The organism is Janthinobacterium woesei, assembly GCF_051380875.1.
GTDB lineage: Bacteria > Pseudomonadota > Gammaproteobacteria > Burkholderiales > Burkholderiaceae_D > Janthinobacterium.
Genome location: NZ_JBNYXW010000008.1, coordinates 178,388 through 198,060 on the forward strand (window position 1 = coordinate 178,388; position 19,673 = coordinate 198,060).

Here is a 19,673-nt window from a genome sequence, read left to right on the forward strand (position 1 = left end):
CTGTCTACACTGCGGAAAATGCAATCGCGCAGTGTAGAGGATTTGACAATACGCAGCAAGCGCATTGTCAACGCATTTTCAGACGCTGGTCAGTGCCCGCCCCCCAGATACGCCGCAATCACCTTCGGGTCCGTCTTCAGGCTCTCGGCCGGGCCGTGCACGGAGATGCTGCCGTTTTCCAGCACGTAACCGTAATCGGCCACGTTCAGGGCGGCGGCGGCAAATTGCTCGACCAGCAGCATGGTCACGCCTTCCGCCTTCAAGCGCGTGATGATGCGGAAGACTTCTTCCACCAAAATCGGCGCCAGGCCCATCGACGGCTCGTCCAGCAAAATCACTTCGGGATTGAGCATGACGGCACGCGCCATGGCCAGCATCTGCTGTTCGCCGCCGGACAAGGTGCCGGCCAGCTGGTGCTGGCGCTCTTTCAGGCGCGGGAACAGTTCCAGCGCCTTTTCCAGGTCGCCCTTGATGTCGCCTTTCGGCCGTGCGCGGGTAAAGCGGGGAAAAGCGCCCAGCAGCAGGTTATCGGTCACCGACATCGATGAAAACACGCGCCGTCCTTCCGGCGAATGGGCCAGGCCGGCGCGCGCGATCTTGTGCGAGTCGAGGCCCGTGACGTCCTTGCCGCCCAGCGTCACGCTGCCCGACTTGGGCTTGAGCATGCCGGAAATGGCGCGCATGGTGGTGGTCTTGCCGGCGCCGTTCGAACCGATCAGGGTCACCAGTTTTCCCTTTGGAACTTCGAGCGAAATGCCGTGCAAGACTTCGACTTTGCCGTAGGCGGCGTGCAGATCGACTATTTTAAGCATGGATCGTCCTCTCTCAATGCGCCGCAGGCGACAGGGTTTCGGCGCTGCCGCCCAGGTAGGCTTCGATCACTTTCGGATCGCTCTGCACGACGGCGGGCGCGCCTTCGGCGATCTTCTGGCCGAAGTCCAGCACCGTTACCACGTCCGACAGCGCCATCACCACGTCCATGTGGTGCTCGATCAGGATGATGGTGATGCCGTGCTCGCGGATCTTGCGGATGATGGCCATCAGCTCCTTGATATCGGGCGCCGTCAGGCCGGCCGCCGGTTCGTCCAGCAGCAGCAAGCGGGGATTGAGGCCCAGCGCGCGGCCAATTTCCAGCAGGCGCTGCTTGCCGTACGGCAAATTGCGCGCTTCCTCGTTGGCCAGGTCCGCCAGGCCGACGAATTCGAGGATGCTGGCGGCCCGCTCGCGCGCCGCCTTCTCCTCGCGCTTGTAGCGGGGCGTCTGCAGCATCACGTCCAGCACATTCGACTTGAACGTGTTGTGCAAGCCAACCAGCACGTTTTCGGTGGCCGTCATTTCGCCGAACAGCTGCACGTTCTGGAACGTGCGCGCCACGCCGCCCAGGGCGATCTCGGAGGGCGTGCGCCCGGAAATGACCACGCCGGCAAATTCCACCTTGCCCGCCGTCGGCTTGTAGATGCCCGTCAGCACGTTCATCATCGTGCTCTTGCCCGAGCCGTTCGGCCCGATCAGCCCATGCACGGAACCTTGTGTAACGTTCAAGTCGACCTGGTTCAGGGCTTTCAAACCGCCGAACTGCATCAGCGCCTGGTCCACGCGTAGCAAGGTCTCTCCGCGTTGCCCGCCTTGCGCGTGATCAAACGGCGCCACGCCGTGCGAGGCGATGGCTTGCACATGGCGCCGGCCCTTGCCGACAAAACTCATCAGGAAGCCGACGATGCCATCTTGCAAGTAATACACGACAAACAGGGTCATCAGGCCGAAGATGGTCAGGCGCCAGTCAACCATGTTGTCGAGCTTGTAGGAAAACGCGGCCAGGCCGATGGTGGCCACCAGCGGCACGATCACGCCGCGCACGGTGCTGCGCTTTTTCGCCAGCATGACGGCCGAGCCGATCACGCCCAGCACGGCGGCCGTCACGGCGATCTTGCGGAACAGTTCGATATCGGACAGCAGGCTGGGCAGCATGACGACGATCAAGGCGCCGATCAGCGCGCCGGAACGGGTCTTGCGCCCGCCCATGATGACGGCCAGCAAGAACAATATCGTCAGCTCGAAGTTATAGGTATTCGGGGAAATATACTCTTCCGAATACGCGTACAGACTGCCCGCCAGGCCCGCGAAGCCGGCGCTGATGACAAACGCATACACTTTGTAGCGGTAGACGGACACGCCCATGCAGTCGGACGCGATGGGGCTGTCGCGCAGCGCCTCGAAAGCCCGTCCCAGGTTCGACTTCAGGATGCGGTGCACGACGACGAGCGAAATGAGCATCAGCGCCGCCACCATATAGTAGTACTCCACTTCGCTCAATTTATGTCCGAAGATGGCCGGTTTGTGGATCTTGATGCCCATCGGGCCTTCCGTCAGGAAGCTCATCTCATTGATCAGTATCTGGATGATGGTGCCGAAGGCCAGGGTCACCATGGCCAGGTAAGGGCCCGTCACGCGCAGGGCCGGCAAGGCCAGGATGGCGCCGAACACGGCCGCGCCTAAAATACTGGCGGGAATGGCCAGCCAGAACGGCGCGCCCAGCTTGAACACCAGCACGCCCGTGGCATAGGAGCCGATGCCGAACAGCCCGGCGTGGCCCAGCGACACCTGCCCCGTGTAACCGACGACGATATCGAGGCCGAACAGCAAGATGGCGTAGATCAAGATCGTCTCGGCCAGGTGGATGTAGTATGGATTCGGTATTACGATGGGAAACAGGGCCAGCACGGCCAACCCGGCCGCGCTCAATGCGAGCATGGTGATTTTCTTGTTCATGTATTCCTCAGACTTTCTTGATCGCGGCTTTGCCGAACAGGCCGGACGGCTTGATGGCCAGCACCAGCAGCAGCAACAGCAGGCCCGGCACTTCCTTGTAGCCCGTGGAAATGTAATAGCCGGTGGTGGTTTCGGCGATGCCCAGGATCAGGCCGCCTACGATGGCGCCCACGCCCGACGTCAGTCCGCCGATGATGGCCACGGCAAACGCTTTCAGGCCCAGGGACGCACCCATGGTGGCGCCCGTCAGCGTCAGCGGCGCCACCAGCACGCCGGCAAACGCGGCCGTGGCGGACGACAGCGCGTACGAAAACGTGATGACCATGCCCGTATTGATGCCCATCAAACCGGCCGCATCGCGGTCGTTGGCCGTGGCCACGACGGCCTTGCCGTAGATCGATTTGCGGTTGAACACTTCGACGGCCAGCATGATGGCCAGCGCGCCGACGATCACGGCCACCTGCATCTGCTGCACATTGGCGCCGAACACCTGGAACGGCGCAGCCGAAAGCGGCGACGGGAACATCAGGTCATCCTTGCCCCAGATGTTTTCCGCCACGTTCTTGAAGATGATGGCCAGCGCGATGGTCGACATGATCCAGCCGAATTCGGACTTGATCTTGATGGCGGGGCGCACGCCGATCCATTCGACGAACACGCCCTGCAAGGCGCCGAAAGCGATGACGATGGGGACCATCAGCAAATAACTCATGTAGGGGCCGCCGTGGATGGTGCCCACCAGGGACAGGCCCACCAGCGCGCCCAGCATCAAGGACTCGCCCTGGCCGAAGTTGAGGGTGCCGGACGTGGCAAAGGTCAGCTGGTAGCCGAAGGCGATGACGGCATAGATCATGCCCAGCGCAACGCCGCTGAAGACTAGCTGCAGGAAGATTTCCATGGTATTCCCCGGAAGACGGTAAATAAAAAAATGGCCAGTCCTGATTCCTCAAGGCTGGCCATTGTGCGGCGAGTGCTTGGCTATGCGCCGGGCTTACTTGGCGAGGACGACTTTGCCGTCCTTGACTTCGCCAAACACGGTCACGTCGGCGGTAATCGCTTCATGGTTGGTTTTGCTGTATGGCTTGTTATACGTGGTGACGGCGCCGTCCACTTTTTCCGTCAGGTTTTCCAGCGCGGCGCGCACTTTCGGACCATCCGTGCCGCCCGCCTGCTTGAAGGCTGCTGCCAGCAGGTAGATCGAATCGTAGCCTTGCGCAGCCGACACGGCCGACGGTATGCGTCCGCCCGATGGCTTGTAGGTAGCGACGTAGCCGTCGATGAAGGCCTTGCGTTTCGGCGTGCTGGCGTCCTGGATGAAGGTTTGCGGCATGCGCGTACCGTCGCCGTTCTTGCCCGCGTTATCGATGAAGTTGCCCATGGCCAGGGTCCAGCTGCCGATCAGCGGCACTTTCCAGCCCAGTTTCTCCATGCCGTTGGCAATTTGCGCCAGTTCCGGGCCGATGCCGTAGGTCAGCACCACTTCCGCACCCGCCTGCTTGGCTTTGAGCAGCTGGGCCGTCATGTCGACGTCCTTGATATTGTATTTTTCGACCGTGACGGCCTTGAGGCCTTTCTTGTCGAGCGCCTTTTCCAGGTCTTCGCGGCCCAGCTGGCCGTAGTTGGTGGAATCGGCCAGGATCGCCACTTTCTTGAACTTGCGGCGGTCGACGGCTTCCTCGACGATCATGTGCGACTGGATCTGGTCGTTGGCGGAATTACGGAAGATGTAATTTTCAGGCTGGTCGGCAAACTGCTTGGTGATGATGGAACCCGTTGCCACGTTGTTGATCACGGGGATCTTGGCTTCCTGGTAAAAGCGCTGCGAGGCCAGCGCCACGCCGGTGTTAATGAAGCCGACGGTGGCGGCGACCTTTTCCTTGTTGATGAGTTCTTGGGCGATTTGCACGCCGCGTTCGTTCTTGGCTTCGTCGTCGCGTTCGATCAGCAACAGCGAACGGCCCATGACGCCGCCCTTGGCATTGATTTCAGCAACGGCCAGCTTGACACCGTCGCGCATCGACACGCCCATCGGCGCGGAACCGCCCGTGAACGGACCGGACACGCCGATCTTGATGGGCTCGGCTGCGACAGCCGCTTGCGAGAAACCCAAAACCAAACTTGCCACGAGCAACTTCTGTTTGAAATTCATTTGTCATCTCCTGTAATACAACGTTTTTAATGCCACTTATTTTTATAGTCGTACGCTGGATAACCGCCCCATCGATAAATCATTGTAGGTTAGTAAACATGCTCCAGCAACAACTACATATGACGCGTCGCAGCAACGAAAAAGACGCGATTGTCAGACTTCTGTAAGGTAAATGTGACGCAAATTGACACACTGTGCGCCATCGTGCAACAAATCTGCGGCGCCAAGGACGGGCGAAGACGATGATCAGCCGGGCTGCTGATCTGGCGCAAAGCCGTCACTGGCCCGCATGCTAAGGTCGGCAATGCCAGCGCGTGCGCGCGGGCCCGTCCAGCCACCCCGCCGCATGGAGGCACTATGCAACACCTGTCGACAGCCACCGTTTCCGCCTTGCTTGCCTTCACCAGCCTGCTGCTGGGCGGCTGCGCCAGCAACCTGGCGCCCGTGCGCACGTTTGCCGAGCAGACGCACAAGCTATCCGCCAGTTTCGAGCCCATGCTGGCCGGCACGCTCGACAGCTGCACCGATAATGCCCTGCGCAAGCGGCTGATCATGAGCGAGCATTTCGACGCACAAGCGAGCGAGCAGGCAGCGCGCGCCGACTGCGCGCCGATCAGCCTGGCCAGCGAATCGATAGGCAAGCTGAACGACGTGCTGTTGCGCTATGCGCAGACGCTGGCGGCCGTCGCCGACAGCAAGGTGCCGGTATACCAGGAAGAATTCAAGGGACTGGGCGATTCGCTGGGCAGCCTGCAGTTGCATGGCGCAGCGGCGCCGCTGCTCGACGCCGGCAGCTTGTCGACAGTGGTGAAGCTGAGCGAACACCTGAGCCGGCTGGCCACGCAGCGCCTGCAAAAGTCGGCCCTGCGCGAACTGCTAGCTGAGCAAGAAGCCGTCAACATCGTCAGCAATGCCTTGAAAGAGTATGCGCAGCGCAATTACCGCGCCGGGCTGCAGGACGAATTGCGCGACCTGGCGCTGCTGCGCAATGCCGTCGATGGCGCTGCGCCGCGCGAACCGCTGGCGGCCAACTACATCCGCACGCGATTGCACCTGGAAGGCAAGCAATTGCAGGAACGCGAAAAGATCGTCACCGCGTATGTGGCCGCCGTCGATGCGCTGCAGGCAAGCGTGGCGGCGCTGCGGGCCAATCTCGACCGCCTGCAGTCGCCCGAACTGGCACAGCAGCTGGCGCAGTTTTCGCGCCACGTCGAGGCGCTGCAGCGGCAAGCAGCTTACTATGCTCCCGCTCGCTGGTAATGCGCCCACACTGGAGACTCCCATGCCCCAATTGACCGAACTGACGAAGGACCAAACCTACGCCATCGCCGACAGCCTGGCGCAGGCATCGAGCCTGGTGCTGGAATTGCGTATCCGCGAACGGGAAACGCTGACGCCGGAAGAGCGCGCGCTGCTGGAACAAGTTGAAAACCACCTGGACCAGATGGTGGCCCTGTTCCGCGCCTACGGCATTTACCTGATCGCCGAAGGGGCCGAACAGGCGCGCGCAGATATCGAGGGCGCCATCGCCAAGGGCAAGGCGCAGCTCAAGCGCATTGCTGATATAAAAGCTGCCATCGGTGCGGCGGCCAGGCTGGTCGACCTGGGCGCGGCGATCCTGTCGCGCGATCCGTTCGCCATCGGCCAGGCGGCGGCCAGCTTGCGGGCCAGGCCGAAAACGCCCGCGTAGATCAGGGTTCGGGCGGGCGATGCCCCATCGCGTGGGTGGCCATTTTCAGGTACAGGGCCGACAGCGCCTCGTCGTGCGCATAGCCCATGCGCCCCTCGCCCAGGGCGAGGGATTTCTGCTGCAGCGCTTCCGGGTATTCAAGGCCGCAGGCCGTGTCCAGCCAGTAGCGCGCTTGCACTTCATCGCTGGCCAGCAGCAGGTTCGCCAGAATGAACATAGCGGGCGCCACGCCACCTTGCGCGGCCAGTTCCAGCCAGTGCATGGCGGCCGTGCTGTCTTGCGGCCCGCCCATGCCGTTCTTCAGCATCAAGCCCAGGTAGTACGCGGCGGCAGCGCTGCCCTGTTGCGCCGCCTGCCCGAACAGGGCGCGCGCCTGTGGCTGGGTAGCGACTCCCGCGCGCATCAGCGCTTTCGCGTGAGTGAGCTGGGCCGCGGCATCCTGCGCCGCCGATGCCAGGGGCGACGCGGCCACCAGCGCCGCCGCCAGCAGCCAAGCCGTCAGCTTCATTTCGACAAATCGACCTGGTACAGCGCAAAACCCTTGCCGGCGCCATCGTCGGACTTGAGCTGCGTCACATTATCGATGCCAGCTGCGCGGGCCAGCTCGATCACATTGGGCGCCGAGTGGAATACCACCGGGCCTTGCGTGGCGACTTTGGCAAAGCGCCAGCTGCGCGCCGAGCCGTTTTTCGCGCGCGTGAGGTTTTTCTCTTGCGTGACGTAGGCGATTAGCAGTTCGCGGTTGTTGTCGGGCGAGGCCACCACCGTCTTGCTGCCATCGAGACCGGGAAAATTGCCGCCGCCGCTGGCGCGGTAGTTGTTTGTCGCGATGATGAATTCCTGGTCCGCAGCCACCGGCTTGCCCTTGTACGTGAAGCCCTTGATGCGCTGGCCAGGCTGTTGCGTGATGTCGATCTGGTAGCGCACGTCGGCGCTGGTGATGGCGTCGAAGTTGTAGCTGGGGTGGGCCAAGTTGACCAGTTCCTGCGGCTCCGCCTGGTTCGGGGCGATGGTATTGAAACGCTGCGCCGACTGCTCCAGCCAGGCCTTCAACTGCGCGCCATTCATCTTCACGCCATACAGCGCGTTCGGATACAAATACAGGTCGGCCGCATTATTGAGCGCCACATTACCCGCCTTGACGTCCGTATAGTCGGACACGCCGGCCGAACCGCTCTTGAATGGCGACGACATCGACAGCACGGGCAGCTGCGCGTACTGCGGCAAATTCGCCTTCACGTAAGCGGCCAGGTAGCCCGCCTGCGCCTGATTGACCACCTCGATGGCGCTCACATCGCCCACGTCGGCAAAATACGTCGACATGCGGAAATCGGTCGCGCCCACGGCCGTCTGCACGTAGGCGATGGTGGCAGCATGTTCCTCGGCCACCAGCGCGCTGATCGCCGCATCGGGCGCCACATAGCTCTTGTCCGCATTCTGGATGCCGCGCGCTTCCACCGTGGTGGCGCTCTTGTCGACGATCCACTGCTTGCCGTCGTGGCGCAGGTGCAAGCCGATCACGCCCAGGTGCTTGCCCCACAGATTGGCCATCACAGTGGGCACGCCGTTGACCAGGCCACGGGCCTTGTCGACGCCAGGCAGGTTAAATTGCGCCACCGTGCTGGTGGCGTTGGGGAACAGCTGGTGCGAATGGCCGATCAGCATGGCGTCCACGCCGGGCACTTGCGACAGGTAGTAATTGCCGTTTTCCATGCTGGGCGAATACGGGCTGTCATCCAGGCCACCGTGCGAGATGGCCACCACCAGTTCGGCGCCCCTGGCGCGCATCTCGGGGATGAACTTTTCCGCCGTCTCGCGCACGCCCTGCGTGTAGACTCTTCCTTCCAGCCAGCGCTTGTCCCACGCCATGATGGTCGGCGGCGCAAAGCTGATGATGCCCACCTTGACGGTGCTCGTGACCGGCTCGCCGTCAGGGCCGGTCGCCGTGATCTGCTTGTCGATGATGTGATATGGCGCAAACAGCGGCTTGCCGCTCTTCACGCTATAGACGTTGGCCAGCACTTGCGGAAATTGCGGGCCGGCGCAGCGCGGCTTGGCCGCGTCGACGCTGTCGACATCAAAACGGTTGCCCGTCACCTGGCTCAAAAAGGCCAGGCCGTAGTTGAATTCATGGTTGCCGATGCCGCTGCCGTCCACTTTCAGCAGGTTCATGGCCTTGTAGATGGCCAGGGTCTGGTCGCAGGCCAGCGGTTTGACCAGCGCCTGGTAGTCGGCCAGCGCCGTGCCCTGGATGGTGTCGCCGTTGTCGAGCAGGAGGTTGTTCGGAAATTGCGCGCGCGCCTGCGCGATCAGCGCCGCCGTGCGTTCCAGGCCGATCGACGGCTCCGGCTGCAGCTTGTAATAGTCATAACTGAGCACATTGGCGTGCAAATCCGTCGTCTCCAGCAGGGCCAGGGTGGCGCTGCTGCCAGCCGGCGTGGCCGCCAGCGGGTGGGCGTGCCCGGTAGCCCCGGGCGGCAAGGCGCCGCAGCCTGCCAGCAGCAACGGTAACAGGGCAAGACGGGGAAGTTGGCGCATCAGTTGGCACATGAGGTGTTCCTGTGGAAAGACAATATCGCCAGCATCATACGCAGCACGGCAGCCGCCATCAAGCCATAAAACACGCACTTTGCCAGTCGGAACATTGTCGCAAATACAGCAAAATAGTGGATTTATTGCATTCCTTGCCGCCGATTCCCCGCTGCCGGCATCAGAAACACGCCGCGCTCGCGTATAATTCAGGGTTTGATTTCACCATAGAAGACCAGAATATTATGGAAGCCGAACGCATCAACGCCATCTCCGCCCTGCTCAACGACCTGACGGTTCGCGAAGCCGAACTTCGGAGGTATCTTTGACTTCGCTGTCAAGTCGGAGAAACTAGAGCAAGTCAATGAAGAACTGGAAGATCCGACCGTCTGGAACGATCCCAAGCGCGCCCAGGACCTCGGTAAAGAGAAAAAGGCGCTGGAATCCATCGTCTTTAGCCTGACGAAGGCCGATGCCGACCTGCGCGACACCCGCGACCTGTTCGACATGGCCCGCGAAGAAGCCGACGAAGAGACGCTCGAAGCGATCGAGCAGGACGTGCAGGACATCGGCAAGATCATCGAAAGCATGGAGTTCCGCCGGATGTTCAACAATCCGATGGACCCGAACAACTGCTTCATCGATATCCAGGCCGGTGCCGGCGGTACGGAAGCCCAGGACTGGGCCTCGATGCTGCTGCGCCAGTACCTGCGCTATTGCGAACGCAAGGGCTTCAAGGTCGAGATCCTGGAGCAGTCCGATGGCGAGGTTGCCGGCATCAAGACGGCCACGCTGAAGGTCGAGGGCGATCACGCCTACGGCTTCCTGCGCACGGAAACGGGCGTGCACCGCCTGGTGCGCAAGTCGCCATTCGACTCGGCCAACGGCCGCCACACCTCGTTTACGTCGCTGTTCGTGTATCCGGAAGTCGATGATTCGATCGAGATCGACGTCAACCCGGCCGACATCCGCGTCGATACCTACCGCGCGTCGGGCGCCGGTGGTCAGCACATCAACAAAACCGATTCCGCCGTGCGCATGACACATGCGCCGACCGGCATCGTGGTGCAGTGCCAGAACGACCGTTCGCAGCACCGTAACCGCGCCGAAGCAATGGAAATGCTGAAAGCCAAGCTGTACGAGCATGAATTGCGCAAGCGCATGAGCGAGCAGCAAAAGCTGGAAGACTCGAAAACCGACGTGGGCTGGGGTCACCAGATCCGTTCCTACGTGCTGGACCAGTCCCGCATCAAGGACTTGCGCACCGGCTTCGAGACGGGCAATACCAAGGGTGTGCTCGATGGCGACATCGACGAGTTCATCTCCGCCTCGCTGAAACAGGGCGTATAAACGATGAACGCCTCCGCTCCGGCACTGGCGCAGCGTGCCTTCCTGTTCGACATGGATGGCACGATCGTCGACAACATGGCCTTCCACACCACAGCGTGGCTGGCGTTCTTTGAGCGCCGGGGCCATGCGCTGGATGCGGATGCCTTTTTCCGCGACACGGCAGGACGGCAAGGCCACGAAATCATCGCCAAGTACCTGGGCGAGGATGCCGACCATGTCACCCTGCTGGCCGAAAAGGAAGTCGTCTACCGCGAACTGTATGGCCCGCACCTGGCCACGGTGGCCGGTTTCGACCAGCTGATCGCCAGCGCGCGCCAGAACGGCGTGGCGCTGGTGGTGGGCACGGCCGCACCGAACGAAAACATCGCGTTCACCCTCGACGGTCTCGATTTGCGCCACCGCTTCGACGCCATCGTCGGCGCCGCCGACGTGGAACGGGGCAAGCCGCATCCGGACGTCTTCCTGAAAGGCGCGCAGCTGGCCGGCACGCAGCCGGGAAACTGTATCGTCTTCGAAGACGCGCCCCTGGGCGTGGAAGCGGCACGCCGCGCCGGCATGCGCGTCGTGGTACTCACCACCACCCTGCCGGCCGCAGCATTTGCCGCATTCGACAACGTGATTGCCATCGTGCCGGATTTCTCCGCGCTCGACGTCGACGCACTGTTTGCCAGCGTGGCGCCAGCGCTGGCACCACATCATCAATAATCTACAACGAAGAACACCATGACTACGGATATTCAAGAACAAGCCGCCGCCCCCGATGAAAACAAGATCATCGCCGAGCGCCGCGCCAAGCTGGCCGCACTGCGCGAACAAGGCATCGCCTTCCCGAACGATTTCCGCCCTGAACACAAGGCGGCCGATCTGCACGAGAAATACGACGGCAAGACGCGTGAAGAGCTGGAAGAAAATCCCGTACACGTGGTGCTGGCCGGGCGCATGATGCTGAAACGCGAAGCAGGCAAGAAAGCCGCTTTCGCCACCCTGCAAGACGCCTCCGGCCCGAAGGCCGATGGCCGCATCCAGATCTACGCCACGCTGGACCTCACCGGCGAAGCGGCCATGGCCGCCCTGCACCACTATGACCTGGGCGATATCCTGGGCGTGCAAGGCACGCTGTTCAAGACCAAGACGGACGAGCTGACCATCAAGGTGTCGGAACTGCGTTTGATCACCAAGTCGCTGCGCCCGCTGCCGGACAAATTCCACGGCCTGGCCGACCAGGAAACGAAATACCGCCAGCGCTACGTCGACCTGATCATGAACGAAGAGACGCGCCGCACCTTCAAGGCGCGTACCGCCGCCATCTCGTCGATCCGCCGCTTCATGGAAAAGAACGAGTTCATGGAGGTGGAAACGCCGATGCTGCACACGATCCCGGGCGGCGCCGCGGCAAAGCCATTCATCACGCACCACAATGCGTTGGACATGCAAATGTACCTGCGTATCGCGCCCGAGCTGTATCTGAAGCGCCTGGTCGTCGGCGGCTTTGACCGCGTGTTCGAGATCAACCGCAACTTCCGCAACGAAGGCGTGTCGATCCGTCACAATCCTGAATTCACGATGATGGAATTCTACGCCGCCTACACCGACTACAAATGGCTGATGGACTTCACCGAAGCGGTCATCCGCCAGGCTGCCATCGACGCGCACGGCACCGCCACCCTGACCTACGGCGGCCGCGAGCTGGACCTGGCAAAACCGTTCCATCGCCTGACCATCGTTGGCGCCATCAACAAATTTGCTCCACATTATACAAACGAGCAATTGGGCGATGCCGAATACATCAAGGAAGAGCTGAAGAAATTCGGCGTCAAGCCGCACGCACACTCGGGCCTGGGCGCGCTGCAACTGGCGCTGTTCGAAGAAACAGCTGAAGCGCAACTATGGGAACCAACCTACATCATCGACTATCCGGTCGAAGTGTCGCCACTGGCGCGCGCTTCCGACACGGTGGCCGGCATCACCGAACGCTTCGAGCTGTTCATGGTGGGCCGCGAAATCGCCAACGGCTTCTCCGAGTTGAACGACGCGGAAGACCAGTCGGCACGCTTCCTGGCGCAAGTGGCCGCCAAGGACGCCGGCGATGAAGAGGCGATGTTCTACGACGCCGACTACATCCGCGCGCTGGAATACGGCATGCCGCCAGCCGGTGGCTGCGGTATCGGCATCGACCGTTTGATGATGATCATCACGGATTCGCCGAATATCCGCGACGTTCTGCTGTTCCCACACCTGCGCCGCGAAGACTAATCACGCACGCAAGCCGATAAAAAGCCGCCTGATCTTGCGATCAGGCGGCTTTTTTACTTCTGTGCTTAGCCAACCAAACCCAAAAGAAAGGCTGGGGTACCTCAGACCCTCAGGGTCCGACCCCAGATTTTGCCCTTGGGGTTATTGAATCACCGTATAGCAAGGCACGTAAGCCGTCCCCGCCAGCTTCATCCGGTGCTGCGCCACGAACGAGGCCAGCAGCGCATCCATTGGCCCCATGATGGCCTTGTCGCCGTGGATTTCGAAGTTGCCGTGCTCTTCGATCGAGCGGATGCCGTCGTCCTTGACGTTGCCGGCCACCACGCCCGAAAACGCGCGGCGCAGCTGGGCCGCCAGCAAGTGCGTGGGCTGGTTCTTGTGCAGGCTCAGGTTGCGCATGTTTTCATGCGTGGGCTGGAACGGCATCTGGAATTCGTGGTCGATTTTCAGCAGCCAATTGAAGTAATACGCGTCGCTGTGCGCCTTGCGGAATTCGCGCACCTGGCGGATGCCTTCGAGCATCTCGCGCGCCACCAGTTCCGGATCGTCGATGATGATCTTGTAGCGCTGCTGCGCGTCCGGGCCCAGGGTGTCGCTGATGAACTGGTTGATCTGCACGAAATACTCGCGCGACGTTTCCGGCCCCGTGAAGATCAGCGGGAATGGAATCTCGGCGTTGTCCGGGTGCAACAAAATGCCGAGGATATATAAAATCTCTTCGGCCGTGCCGGCGCCACCAGGGAACACGACGATGCCGTGGCCCGCGCGCACGAACGCTTCCAGGCGTTTTTCGATGTCGGGCATGATCACCAGGTCATTGACGATGGGGTTCGGCGATTCGGCGGCGATGATGCCCGGCTCGGTGATGCCCAGGTAGCGGCCATTGTGCAATCGCTGCTTGGCGTGGCCGATAGTGGCGCCCTTCATGGGACCCTTCATGGCGCCGGGGCCGCAGCCCGTACAGATATCGAGGCCGCGCAAGCCCAGCTGGTAACCCACTTCCTTCGAATAATTGTATTCGGCGCGGTTGATCGAGTGGCCGCCCCAGCACACCACCAGGTTGGGGTTGAGCTGAGTTTGCAGCACGTTTGCGTTGCGCAGGATGTGGAACACGGCGTCCGTCACGCCTTCCGTGCTCTGCAAATCGAATTTCGGGTTACCCGTGACTTCATCGCTGACAAAGATGATGTCGCGCAACACGGCAAACAGATGCTCATGGATACCCTTGATCATCTTGCCATCGACGAAGGCGATGGCCGGCGCACCCTTGATGTCGAGCTTGATGCCGCGCTCGCGCTGGATGATGGAAATTTCAAATGATTGATACCGCTCAAGCAAGGCGCGCCCATCGTCGATGGTGCTGCCGCAGTTCAGTACCGCCAGCGCGCAGCGGCGGAACGTGTTGTACAGGCCACCCTGGCTGGTGTCGAGCAGTTTGTTGACTTCAGTCTTGGAGAGCACGTCCAGGCGGCCTTCCGGTGAAACCAGAGTATCGATAACGTCGTGTTCCATAATGCGAAAAATCCTTTTAAAATCGATCCTCGAAAGTCTTGCAAGCTCAATATACGACAAGTCAGGCAAGTTGTGCTGTACCGCCGCAAAATCGCCCTGCCCCTCGCTTTGTGCACAAACCGGTTTGACTAATATGAAACAGTCATTCTTGCTAATGCGAATGGAAACCTTCGCTCCGCGCAATTTGTAGATTAGAATGCCTGCCTATTGGAATTCCCGTGTGGCCGGTTCTTCATGAGAGAACCAAAAGCCCGCAGGCTTCCATAAGTTTGTTTTATCGATTGACTATAATAATTTTCAGGAGGAACCGCATGAGCGGTGCGACTACGCCCAACAAGGAAGCCGTTATTCCAGAGTTCAAGCAAATTATGGGCCATCCAAGCCCATTGTGGATGTTGTTCATGACTGAATTCTGGGAACGCTTCGCGTTCTACGGAGTTCGCTGGGCGCTGGTACTGTACATCGTGGCCCAGTTCCACGCTGGCGACGGTTCGGGACAGGCAGCGGCCAACCTGACCTACGGTTCCTTCCTCGCGCTGGTGTATGCCGGCGCCCTGTTCGGCGGCTATATCGCCGACCGGGTCATCGGTTACCAGCGTTCCATCCTGCTGGGCGCCGTCTTCATGGCTGCCGGCCTGTTCTGCATCTCGGTGCCAAACCAGGATATCTTCAACCTGGGCCTGGCCACGATGATCGTCGGTAACGGCATGTTCAAACCGAACATCTCGACCATGGTCGGCAAGCTGTACACGACCGCCGATCCGCGCCGCGACAGTGGCTTCACGATCTTCTACATGGGCATCAACATGGGTGCCATGGTCGCGCCTGTCTTCACGCAGTGGCTGGCCGAGTCGATTTTCGGCACCGGCGGCATGCCTTCGTACAAGATGGTATTCATGGCCTCCGGTTTCGGCATGCTGATCAGCCTGGTATGGTTCGCCATTGGCCGCCGCGCCCTGAAGGGTATCGGCACACCGGAAGCTGGCGCTGAAAATCCGATGCGCGTCGTTTGGGTGGCACTCGGCTGCGTGTGCGTGATCCCGCTGATGTACTTCCTGCTGACCGTCGGCGCTGAAAAGCTGCAAATCGTGCTGACCGTGCTGTTCATCGGCCTGGCCGTGATGCTGATGATCGAAGGCATCCGCAACGGCAAGGTGGCGCGCGACCGCGTCATCGCCATGCTGGTGATCTTCGTCTTCAATATCCTGTTCTGGATGTTCTTCGAGCAAGCTGGCAGCTCGTTTACGTTCCTGGCTGACAAGATCGTCAACCGCGACCTGGGCTTCTGGATCTTCCCGACCGCCTACTTCCAGACGGTGAACTCGGTAGCCATCATCATCTTCGCGCCGATGATCGCCGCCATCTGGGTCTTCCTGGCGCGCCATAACGTCAATCCTTCGATCCCGCGCAAATTCGGCCTGGGCTTGCTGGGCAATGCTGTGGCCTTCGGCCTGCTGATCTTCGCTCTGTCGAGCCTAGTTGGCGCCGACAACAAGATCCCGTTCTGGACCCTGACCACCGTGTACGTGCTGCAATCGATCGGTGAACTGTGCCTGTCGCCTATCGGCCTGTCGATGGTGACCAAGCTGGCGCCAGTACGCCTGGTGGGCCTGGGCATGGGCGGCTGGTTCCTGTCGACCGGTATCGGCAACAACCTGTCGGGTATCTTCGCCAGCCACGTCAGCGGCGAAAGCGGCATGTCGGTGCAATCGGCCCTGTCCGGCTACACCTTCGGCTTCTGGTCCCTGCTGGGCGCCGGCGTACTCCTATTCCTGATCGCACCACTGATCAACAAACTGATGCATGGCGTGAAGTAAGTTTTCTGCCCTAGCTGACAACGGCGGCCTGCGGGCCGCCGTTTTTCATTCCGGCAGCAGTTTTCCCCCTTGGCGGGCGGTACAATACTGCCAGGGCCACCGGCCACTTCACCCACACTCGCAAAGAATCCCATGTCCAGCATCTCCACCACCTCGCCCCTCTCCGACGACGAATACGCCGAACTCGACACCCTGCTGGCCGCGCCCGCCCTGGCCGGAGCCGCCATGGATGTGTCGATGCTGGAAGGCTTCCTCGCCGCCGTCGCCCTGAGCCCGAAAAAAATTACCCCCGAGCAATGGTTGCCATGGCTATGGGACAAGACTGCCGGCATCGCCGCTTCCACACCAGGCGCGGACAGCGAACGGGCAGAGACACTGGCGCAGCGCCACCACGCCTACATGGTCGAATGGCTGGCGAAAGACCCCGACAGCTTCGAGCCCGTCTACGAATGCGGCCCCGAGTGGAGCGTGCCCGCCTGGTGCACCGGCTTCCTGCTGGGTACCACCCTGGACAAGCCCCAGTGGGCGGCGCTGGCCGTCAGCCACCCGCAATACCTGGCGCCCTTCCAGCACCTGGCCGCTGCCAGCGACCTCGATGACGATGCGGCCGAAAAGGCCATGGATGGCGTCACGCCGGCCGTCATCGCCATCAACGCGGCCTGGGCGCGCCAGCGCCACCTGAAAAGCCAGGTGCAAAGCCAGCCCGGCGCCACCGTCTTGCGCGAATTGCCGAAAACGGGCCGCAATGACCCATGCCACTGCGGCAGCGGGAAAAAATACAAGAAATGCTGCGCTGATGCCGATGCTGCAGCGGCGTCCGTCTGATACCTCGCAGCAACAAATGTTCTATGTGATGCAAGTGTGACAATGTGTGAATATGTACGTTCCACAACTGTGTATAGTGAAAAAAATTGTTGAAATGCAACAATATTAATCATTTTTTCACCACACAGGAATCCCATGGAAGAGCGCACCTTTTTCGAACAAGGCAATGTCAAAGTTACCAACGCCCGTTTTGTCAGTGACGGCCAGACCTATGCCATGAGCAACGTCACATCGGTCAAGCCGTTTGAGAAGAAACCTCCGCGCGCCCTTGGCATCATTCTTGTGCTCGTTGGCCTGGGCGTCATGGTCGGTGCCAACACTCTCCTCGGCCTGCTCGTGCTGGGTGTGGGACTCGCCATTCTGTTCGTGATCAAGCCTGTCTACCATGTGCTGCTGGCCACTTCCGCAGGTGAAACTCGCGCACTCATGACCAAGGACCGCGAATATCTGAACCAGGTCGTCCACGCTGTCAACGAAGCAATGATTCACCGGGGCTGATCGCCAGCACTCCCGTGAGGACTCTGCGGTAAAATCTAGCGGCAAGGTATCGGCCGGATCTTCCGACCGATACGCATGGCCGGGCCAAGCCCGCCGCCACCGCTAGCCTTACCTTATCGACTATTGCCCACCCTCTTCATTTCCCTGCTACGTTTTATCGGACGCCAGACGCAGCTGGCGCACAACTGGATCGCCCGCTGGTGCGCTCCCGTGCTGGACGTGGCGCCCACGGCAGCCCTGCTGGTGCTGTCAGCCATCCTGCTGCCCCTCATCATCAAGGCTCTCTTTTACTTCGTCCTGGCGCCCGTCGTTTCCCGTTTGCCGCCACTGTCCATCGCGCGCGAGCTGCAACTGGCTGGCGCCAGCGTGCCCCTGCCGCCGCATGGCCAGTCGCGCAACTCCGCTGTCTCGCAGGCGCTGCGGCTAACACCTAGCCAATACATGCTGATCCACCCCGAATACCTGCAATCGTCGCCCGTCAGCACGCGCAAGCGCACGCAATGGCTGCTGGACTGGCGCTTTCCGTTCACCAGCCTGGCGGCCGGCATGGTGGCGCTGACGCGCCTGCAAAGCGACGAGGAAGCGTCCGTGACGATTTCCGCCAGCGACGATCCGCTGCTGGAAATCGCCGTGCTGCACCTGCCCGCCGGCACTGGGTTGGTGTTCCAGCCACGCGCGCTGGTGGGCCTGGTCAGCGACGCTGGCCAGGCACTGGCGATGGCCAGCCACTGGCGCCTGGGCAGCCTGCATGCCTGGCTCACCTTGCAGCTGCGCTTCATCGTCTTTCGCGGCCCCGTCACCCTGATCGTGCGCGGCTGCCGCGGCGTGCGCCTGGAGCGGGCAGGCCAGGGCCGGGCAATCAGCCAGTCCGCCACGCTGGGTTTCAGCACCGACGTGCTGTATTCGACCCTGCGCAGCGAAACCTTCATCCCCTACCTGCGCGGCCAGCAGGCGCTGCTCAACGACCGCTTCGACGGCGAGCACGGCGTCTACCTGTACGAAGAAACCCCGCGCCACGGCACGCAGCCGGGCAAGGCGGGCAGCTGGTTCGAGGGCGCGACGGACGCGATCCTGAAAGTGTTCGGCATCTAGGCGGGGAACTACGATGAACGACTTCCTGTTTTCCGATTTTTTAGCCGACCTGGCCAGCTCCTGGCCGCGCAATCCTCGGCACGGCGCGCCGATGCGGAACTGCGCACCTGGTTTGCGCCAGCGTAAGCTGGCTTGCTGTTAACCATTCCGTCAGACGGGCGATTGTGCGCCTTCTGGCACAAAATCGGCACGCAGCAAAGCATAGACATGCAGATCGACAAACTCGCCGTTCAACCACTCCGCCTGCCGCAACACGCCTTCGTGCGTGAATCCCAACCGCCTGGCCAGCGCCATGCTGGCCTGATTGCCAGCCGCGCACTGTAGTTCGATGCGGTTCAATTGAAGACTGCCAAAAGCATGCGCCAACACGGCGCGCACTGAGGCGCCGGCGATGCCCCTGCCCTGGCATTGGCGTGCCAGGTAATAGCCAATTTTCGCTTTCCGGTCGGCGACCTCTATATCTTTCAGGCGGATACTGCCACATAACGCCGTGCCGGCGAAAATATGCCACTCCAGTATTTCCCCGTGCGCGGCGCGCGCGGAGGCGTTTTCCAGATAGGCCCTGGCATCGTCAAGCGATGCCAGTTGCACCACGGCCGGCAGGTAAGTTTGCAGGTGCTCTTTGTTCTGCCGCACCAGCGTGGCTAGTTCTTCTGCGTGTTGCGCCATCGTTGGAACAATAGAGATATCAGGAAATTTTGAAGGTATTAGATGCACGAATGTCCCTGGCGGGCCGGTAAGGTTAAACAAGACGAAACAAACAGCCGGATTGCTACGCCGCAATAGAGTGCGAAACCGTCAGCCACTCGCCTGGCAACAGGTTCGCGGCGGCCTCGCGGGTGGCCAGCACGCTGTCGGGGTCAAGGTCGGATCGGTTCAGCTTGTAGGAATAGGCGAAGTCGTCGGCGTCGAATGCCTGCCCCGCCTTGATGTAATACTTGAAACCGACGAAGGTATCGGGATTGGTGACGACTGTGTATTCAAGCGTGACGCTGTTCATGGCGGGCCTCGTCGACGATGGTGATGCAGCCATTATGCGTCAATTCTGGCGACAGGGATGCAACAACGGCGCCTTGCCGCGCTGCCGCAAGCCTGTCGATGATTGTATTTTATTAACAAGCATCGTTTGCGGCAAGTCAATCGTCCGGCCGCCCGCAAGTTATACATTGGCCTGGTCCGCCAAATCAAT

The 19,673-nt window shown here is 61.1% G+C and carries 19 protein-coding genes; 10 read left to right on the forward strand and 9 right to left on the reverse strand.

Features of this window, described 5'->3' with window-relative positions:
- Positions 1-89: 89 nt before the first annotated feature.
- From ACQ4W6_RS11170 to ACQ4W6_RS11185, 4 genes are all read right to left on the reverse strand, one after another.
- Positions 90-812, reverse strand: coding sequence for an ABC transporter ATP-binding protein (locus ACQ4W6_RS11170; RefSeq protein WP_436567263.1), 723 nt, complete (start codon positions 810-812; stop codon positions 90-92).
- Between the two features lie 13 nt (positions 813-825).
- On the reverse strand, positions 826-2,769 hold the full coding sequence (locus tag ACQ4W6_RS11175) for a branched-chain amino acid ABC transporter ATP-binding protein/permease (RefSeq protein WP_436567264.1): 1,944 nt from the start codon (positions 2,767-2,769) through the stop codon (positions 826-828).
- 7 nt (positions 2,770-2,776) lie between these two features.
- On the reverse strand, positions 2,777-3,667 hold the full coding sequence (locus tag ACQ4W6_RS11180; protein ID WP_436528866.1) for a branched-chain amino acid ABC transporter permease: 891 nt from the start codon (positions 3,665-3,667) through the stop codon (positions 2,777-2,779).
- A gap of 93 nt (positions 3,668-3,760) precedes the next feature.
- Positions 3,761-4,918 carry an ABC transporter substrate-binding protein gene (locus ACQ4W6_RS11185; RefSeq protein WP_436567265.1) on the reverse strand — a complete coding sequence of 386 codons (1,158 nt, stop codon included), beginning with the start codon at positions 4,916-4,918 and terminating at the stop codon, positions 3,761-3,763.
- 357 nt (positions 4,919-5,275) lie between these two features.
- Here ACQ4W6_RS11185 and ACQ4W6_RS11190 point away from each other — a divergent pair, with 357 nt between their 5' ends.
- Both ACQ4W6_RS11190 and ACQ4W6_RS11195 read left to right on the forward strand, forming a co-directional pair.
- Entirely contained in the window at positions 5,276-6,178 is a 903-nt protein-coding gene (locus ACQ4W6_RS11190; protein WP_436567266.1) for a hypothetical protein, read from the forward strand.
- Between the two features lie 22 nt (positions 6,179-6,200).
- Entirely contained in the window at positions 6,201-6,608 is a 408-nt protein-coding gene (locus ACQ4W6_RS11195) for a hypothetical protein (protein WP_436567267.1), read from the forward strand.
- Between the two features lies 1 nt (position 6,609).
- Here the strand turns inward: ACQ4W6_RS11195 and ACQ4W6_RS11200 are convergent, their stop codons facing one another.
- Both ACQ4W6_RS11200 and ACQ4W6_RS11205 read right to left on the reverse strand, forming a co-directional pair.
- Positions 6,610-7,116 carry an SEL1-like repeat protein gene (locus tag ACQ4W6_RS11200; RefSeq protein WP_436567268.1) on the reverse strand — a complete coding sequence of 169 codons (507 nt, stop codon included), beginning with the start codon at positions 7,114-7,116 and terminating at the stop codon, positions 6,610-6,612.
- A complete protein-coding gene (locus ACQ4W6_RS11205) occupies positions 7,113-9,158 on the reverse strand; it encodes a bifunctional 2',3'-cyclic-nucleotide 2'-phosphodiesterase/3'-nucleotidase (RefSeq protein WP_436567269.1) in 2,046 nt (681 codons plus the stop codon). Before ACQ4W6_RS11205 ends, ACQ4W6_RS11200 begins: the two co-directional genes overlap by 4 nt.
- 11 nt (positions 9,159-9,169) lie before the next feature.
- On the opposite strand from ACQ4W6_RS11205, the gene ACQ4W6_RS11210 reads away from it, so the two are divergent.
- The 4 genes from ACQ4W6_RS11210 to lysS all read left to right on the forward strand — a co-directional run bounded on the left by ACQ4W6_RS11210 (position 9,170) and on the right by lysS (position 12,740).
- Positions 9,170-9,466 carry a hypothetical protein gene (locus ACQ4W6_RS11210; RefSeq protein ID WP_436567360.1) on the forward strand — a complete coding sequence of 99 codons (297 nt, stop codon included), beginning with the start codon at positions 9,170-9,172 and terminating at the stop codon, positions 9,464-9,466.
- A protein-coding gene (prfB, locus tag ACQ4W6_RS11215; RefSeq protein ID WP_436567270.1) for a peptide chain release factor 2 occupies positions 9,383-10,487 on the forward strand; the annotation gives its coding sequence in 2 pieces (ribosomal slippage) (positions 9,383-9,463 and positions 9,465-10,487; 1,104 coding nt in all). Before ACQ4W6_RS11210 ends, prfB begins: the two co-directional genes overlap by 84 nt.
- Positions 10,488-10,490: 3 nt before the next feature.
- Positions 10,491-11,192 carry an HAD family hydrolase gene (locus ACQ4W6_RS11220; RefSeq protein WP_436567271.1) on the forward strand — a complete coding sequence of 234 codons (702 nt, stop codon included), beginning with the start codon at positions 10,491-10,493 and terminating at the stop codon, positions 11,190-11,192.
- Positions 11,193-11,210: 18 nt separating this feature from the next.
- On the forward strand, positions 11,211-12,740 hold the full coding sequence (gene lysS, locus ACQ4W6_RS11225) for a lysine--tRNA ligase (protein ID WP_436567272.1): 1,530 nt from the start codon (positions 11,211-11,213) through the stop codon (positions 12,738-12,740).
- Positions 12,741-12,881: 141 nt separating this feature from the next.
- Here the strand turns inward: lysS and ppnN are convergent, their stop codons facing one another.
- Positions 12,882-14,252, reverse strand: coding sequence for a nucleotide 5'-monophosphate nucleosidase PpnN (gene ppnN / locus ACQ4W6_RS11230; RefSeq protein ID WP_436567273.1), 1,371 nt, complete (start codon positions 14,250-14,252; stop codon positions 12,882-12,884).
- Between the two features lie 368 nt (positions 14,253-14,620).
- Here ppnN and ACQ4W6_RS11235 point away from each other — a divergent pair, with 368 nt between their 5' ends.
- The 4 genes from ACQ4W6_RS11235 (at position 14,621) to ACQ4W6_RS11250 (ending at position 18,484) form a co-directional block, all read left to right on the forward strand.
- Complete coding sequence (locus tag ACQ4W6_RS11235; RefSeq protein ID WP_436567355.1) at positions 14,621-16,069, forward strand: peptide MFS transporter; 1,449 nt, start codon at positions 14,621-14,623, stop codon at positions 16,067-16,069.
- Between the two features lie 132 nt (positions 16,070-16,201).
- Positions 16,202-16,894 (forward strand): UPF0149 family protein, encoded by a 693-nt coding sequence (locus ACQ4W6_RS11240; RefSeq protein ID WP_436567274.1) that lies wholly within the window; start codon positions 16,202-16,204, stop codon positions 16,892-16,894.
- A 135-nt stretch (positions 16,895-17,029) separates the two neighbouring features.
- Entirely contained in the window at positions 17,030-17,392 is a 363-nt protein-coding gene (locus ACQ4W6_RS11245) for a DUF6232 family protein (RefSeq protein WP_436567275.1), read from the forward strand.
- Between the two features lie 75 nt (positions 17,393-17,467).
- The gene (locus ACQ4W6_RS11250) at positions 17,468-18,484 is read left to right on the forward strand and encodes a hypothetical protein (protein WP_436567276.1); all 1,017 of its coding nucleotides are present in this window, start codon (positions 17,468-17,470) and stop codon (positions 18,482-18,484) included.
- Positions 18,485-18,634: 150 nt separating this feature from the next.
- On the opposite strand, the gene ACQ4W6_RS11255 is transcribed toward ACQ4W6_RS11250, so the two are convergent.
- On the reverse strand, positions 18,635-19,201 hold the full coding sequence (locus tag ACQ4W6_RS11255) for a GNAT family N-acetyltransferase (RefSeq protein ID WP_436567277.1): 567 nt from the start codon (positions 19,199-19,201) through the stop codon (positions 18,635-18,637).
- Positions 19,202-19,256: 55 nt separating this feature from the next.
- Positions 19,257-19,484, reverse strand: a complete 228-nt coding sequence (locus ACQ4W6_RS11260) for a hypothetical protein (protein ID WP_436567278.1) — start codon at positions 19,482-19,484, stop codon at positions 19,257-19,259.
- Positions 19,485-19,673: the final 189 nt, after the last annotated feature.

What these genes read in the sequence shown, in the direction of transcription:
- ACQ4W6_RS11180 (WP_436528866.1), bottom strand. Translation starts at nt 3,667, where the DNA reads ATGGAAATCTTCCTGCAGCTAGTCTTCAGCGGCGTTGCGCTGGGCATG.
- ACQ4W6_RS11260 (WP_436567278.1), bottom strand. Translation starts at nt 19,484, where the DNA reads ATGAACAGCGTCACGCTTGAATACACAGTCGTCACCAATCCCGATACC.
- ACQ4W6_RS11185 (WP_436567265.1), bottom strand. Translation starts at nt 4,918, where the DNA reads ATGAATTTCAAACAGAAGTTGCTCGTGGCAAGTTTGGTTTTGGGTTTC.
- ACQ4W6_RS11195 (WP_436567267.1), top strand. Translation starts at nt 6,201, where the DNA reads ATGCCCCAATTGACCGAACTGACGAAGGACCAAACCTACGCCATCGCC.
- ACQ4W6_RS11175 (WP_436567264.1), bottom strand. Translation starts at nt 2,769, where the DNA reads ATGAACAAGAAAATCACCATGCTCGCATTGAGCGCGGCCGGGTTGGCC.
- lysS (WP_436567272.1), top strand. Translation starts at nt 11,211, where the DNA reads ATGACTACGGATATTCAAGAACAAGCCGCCGCCCCCGATGAAAACAAG.
- ACQ4W6_RS11190 (WP_436567266.1), top strand. Translation starts at nt 5,276, where the DNA reads ATGCAACACCTGTCGACAGCCACCGTTTCCGCCTTGCTTGCCTTCACC.
- ACQ4W6_RS11240 (WP_436567274.1), top strand. Translation starts at nt 16,202, where the DNA reads ATGTCCAGCATCTCCACCACCTCGCCCCTCTCCGACGACGAATACGCC.
- ACQ4W6_RS11205 (WP_436567269.1), bottom strand. Translation starts at nt 9,158, where the DNA reads ATGTGCCAACTGATGCGCCAACTTCCCCGTCTTGCCCTGTTACCGTTG.
- ACQ4W6_RS11235 (WP_436567355.1), top strand. Translation starts at nt 14,621, where the DNA reads ATGGGCCATCCAAGCCCATTGTGGATGTTGTTCATGACTGAATTCTGG.
- ppnN (WP_436567273.1), bottom strand. Translation starts at nt 14,252, where the DNA reads ATGGAACACGACGTTATCGATACTCTGGTTTCACCGGAAGGCCGCCTG.
- ACQ4W6_RS11200 (WP_436567268.1), bottom strand. Translation starts at nt 7,116, where the DNA reads ATGAAGCTGACGGCTTGGCTGCTGGCGGCGGCGCTGGTGGCCGCGTCG.
- ACQ4W6_RS11250 (WP_436567276.1), top strand. Translation starts at nt 17,468, where the DNA reads ATGGCCGGGCCAAGCCCGCCGCCACCGCTAGCCTTACCTTATCGACTA.
- ACQ4W6_RS11170 (WP_436567263.1), bottom strand. Translation starts at nt 812, where the DNA reads ATGCTTAAAATAGTCGATCTGCACGCCGCCTACGGCAAAGTCGAAGTC.
- ACQ4W6_RS11245 (WP_436567275.1), top strand. Translation starts at nt 17,030, where the DNA reads ATGGAAGAGCGCACCTTTTTCGAACAAGGCAATGTCAAAGTTACCAAC.
- ACQ4W6_RS11220 (WP_436567271.1), top strand. Translation starts at nt 10,491, where the DNA reads ATGAACGCCTCCGCTCCGGCACTGGCGCAGCGTGCCTTCCTGTTCGAC.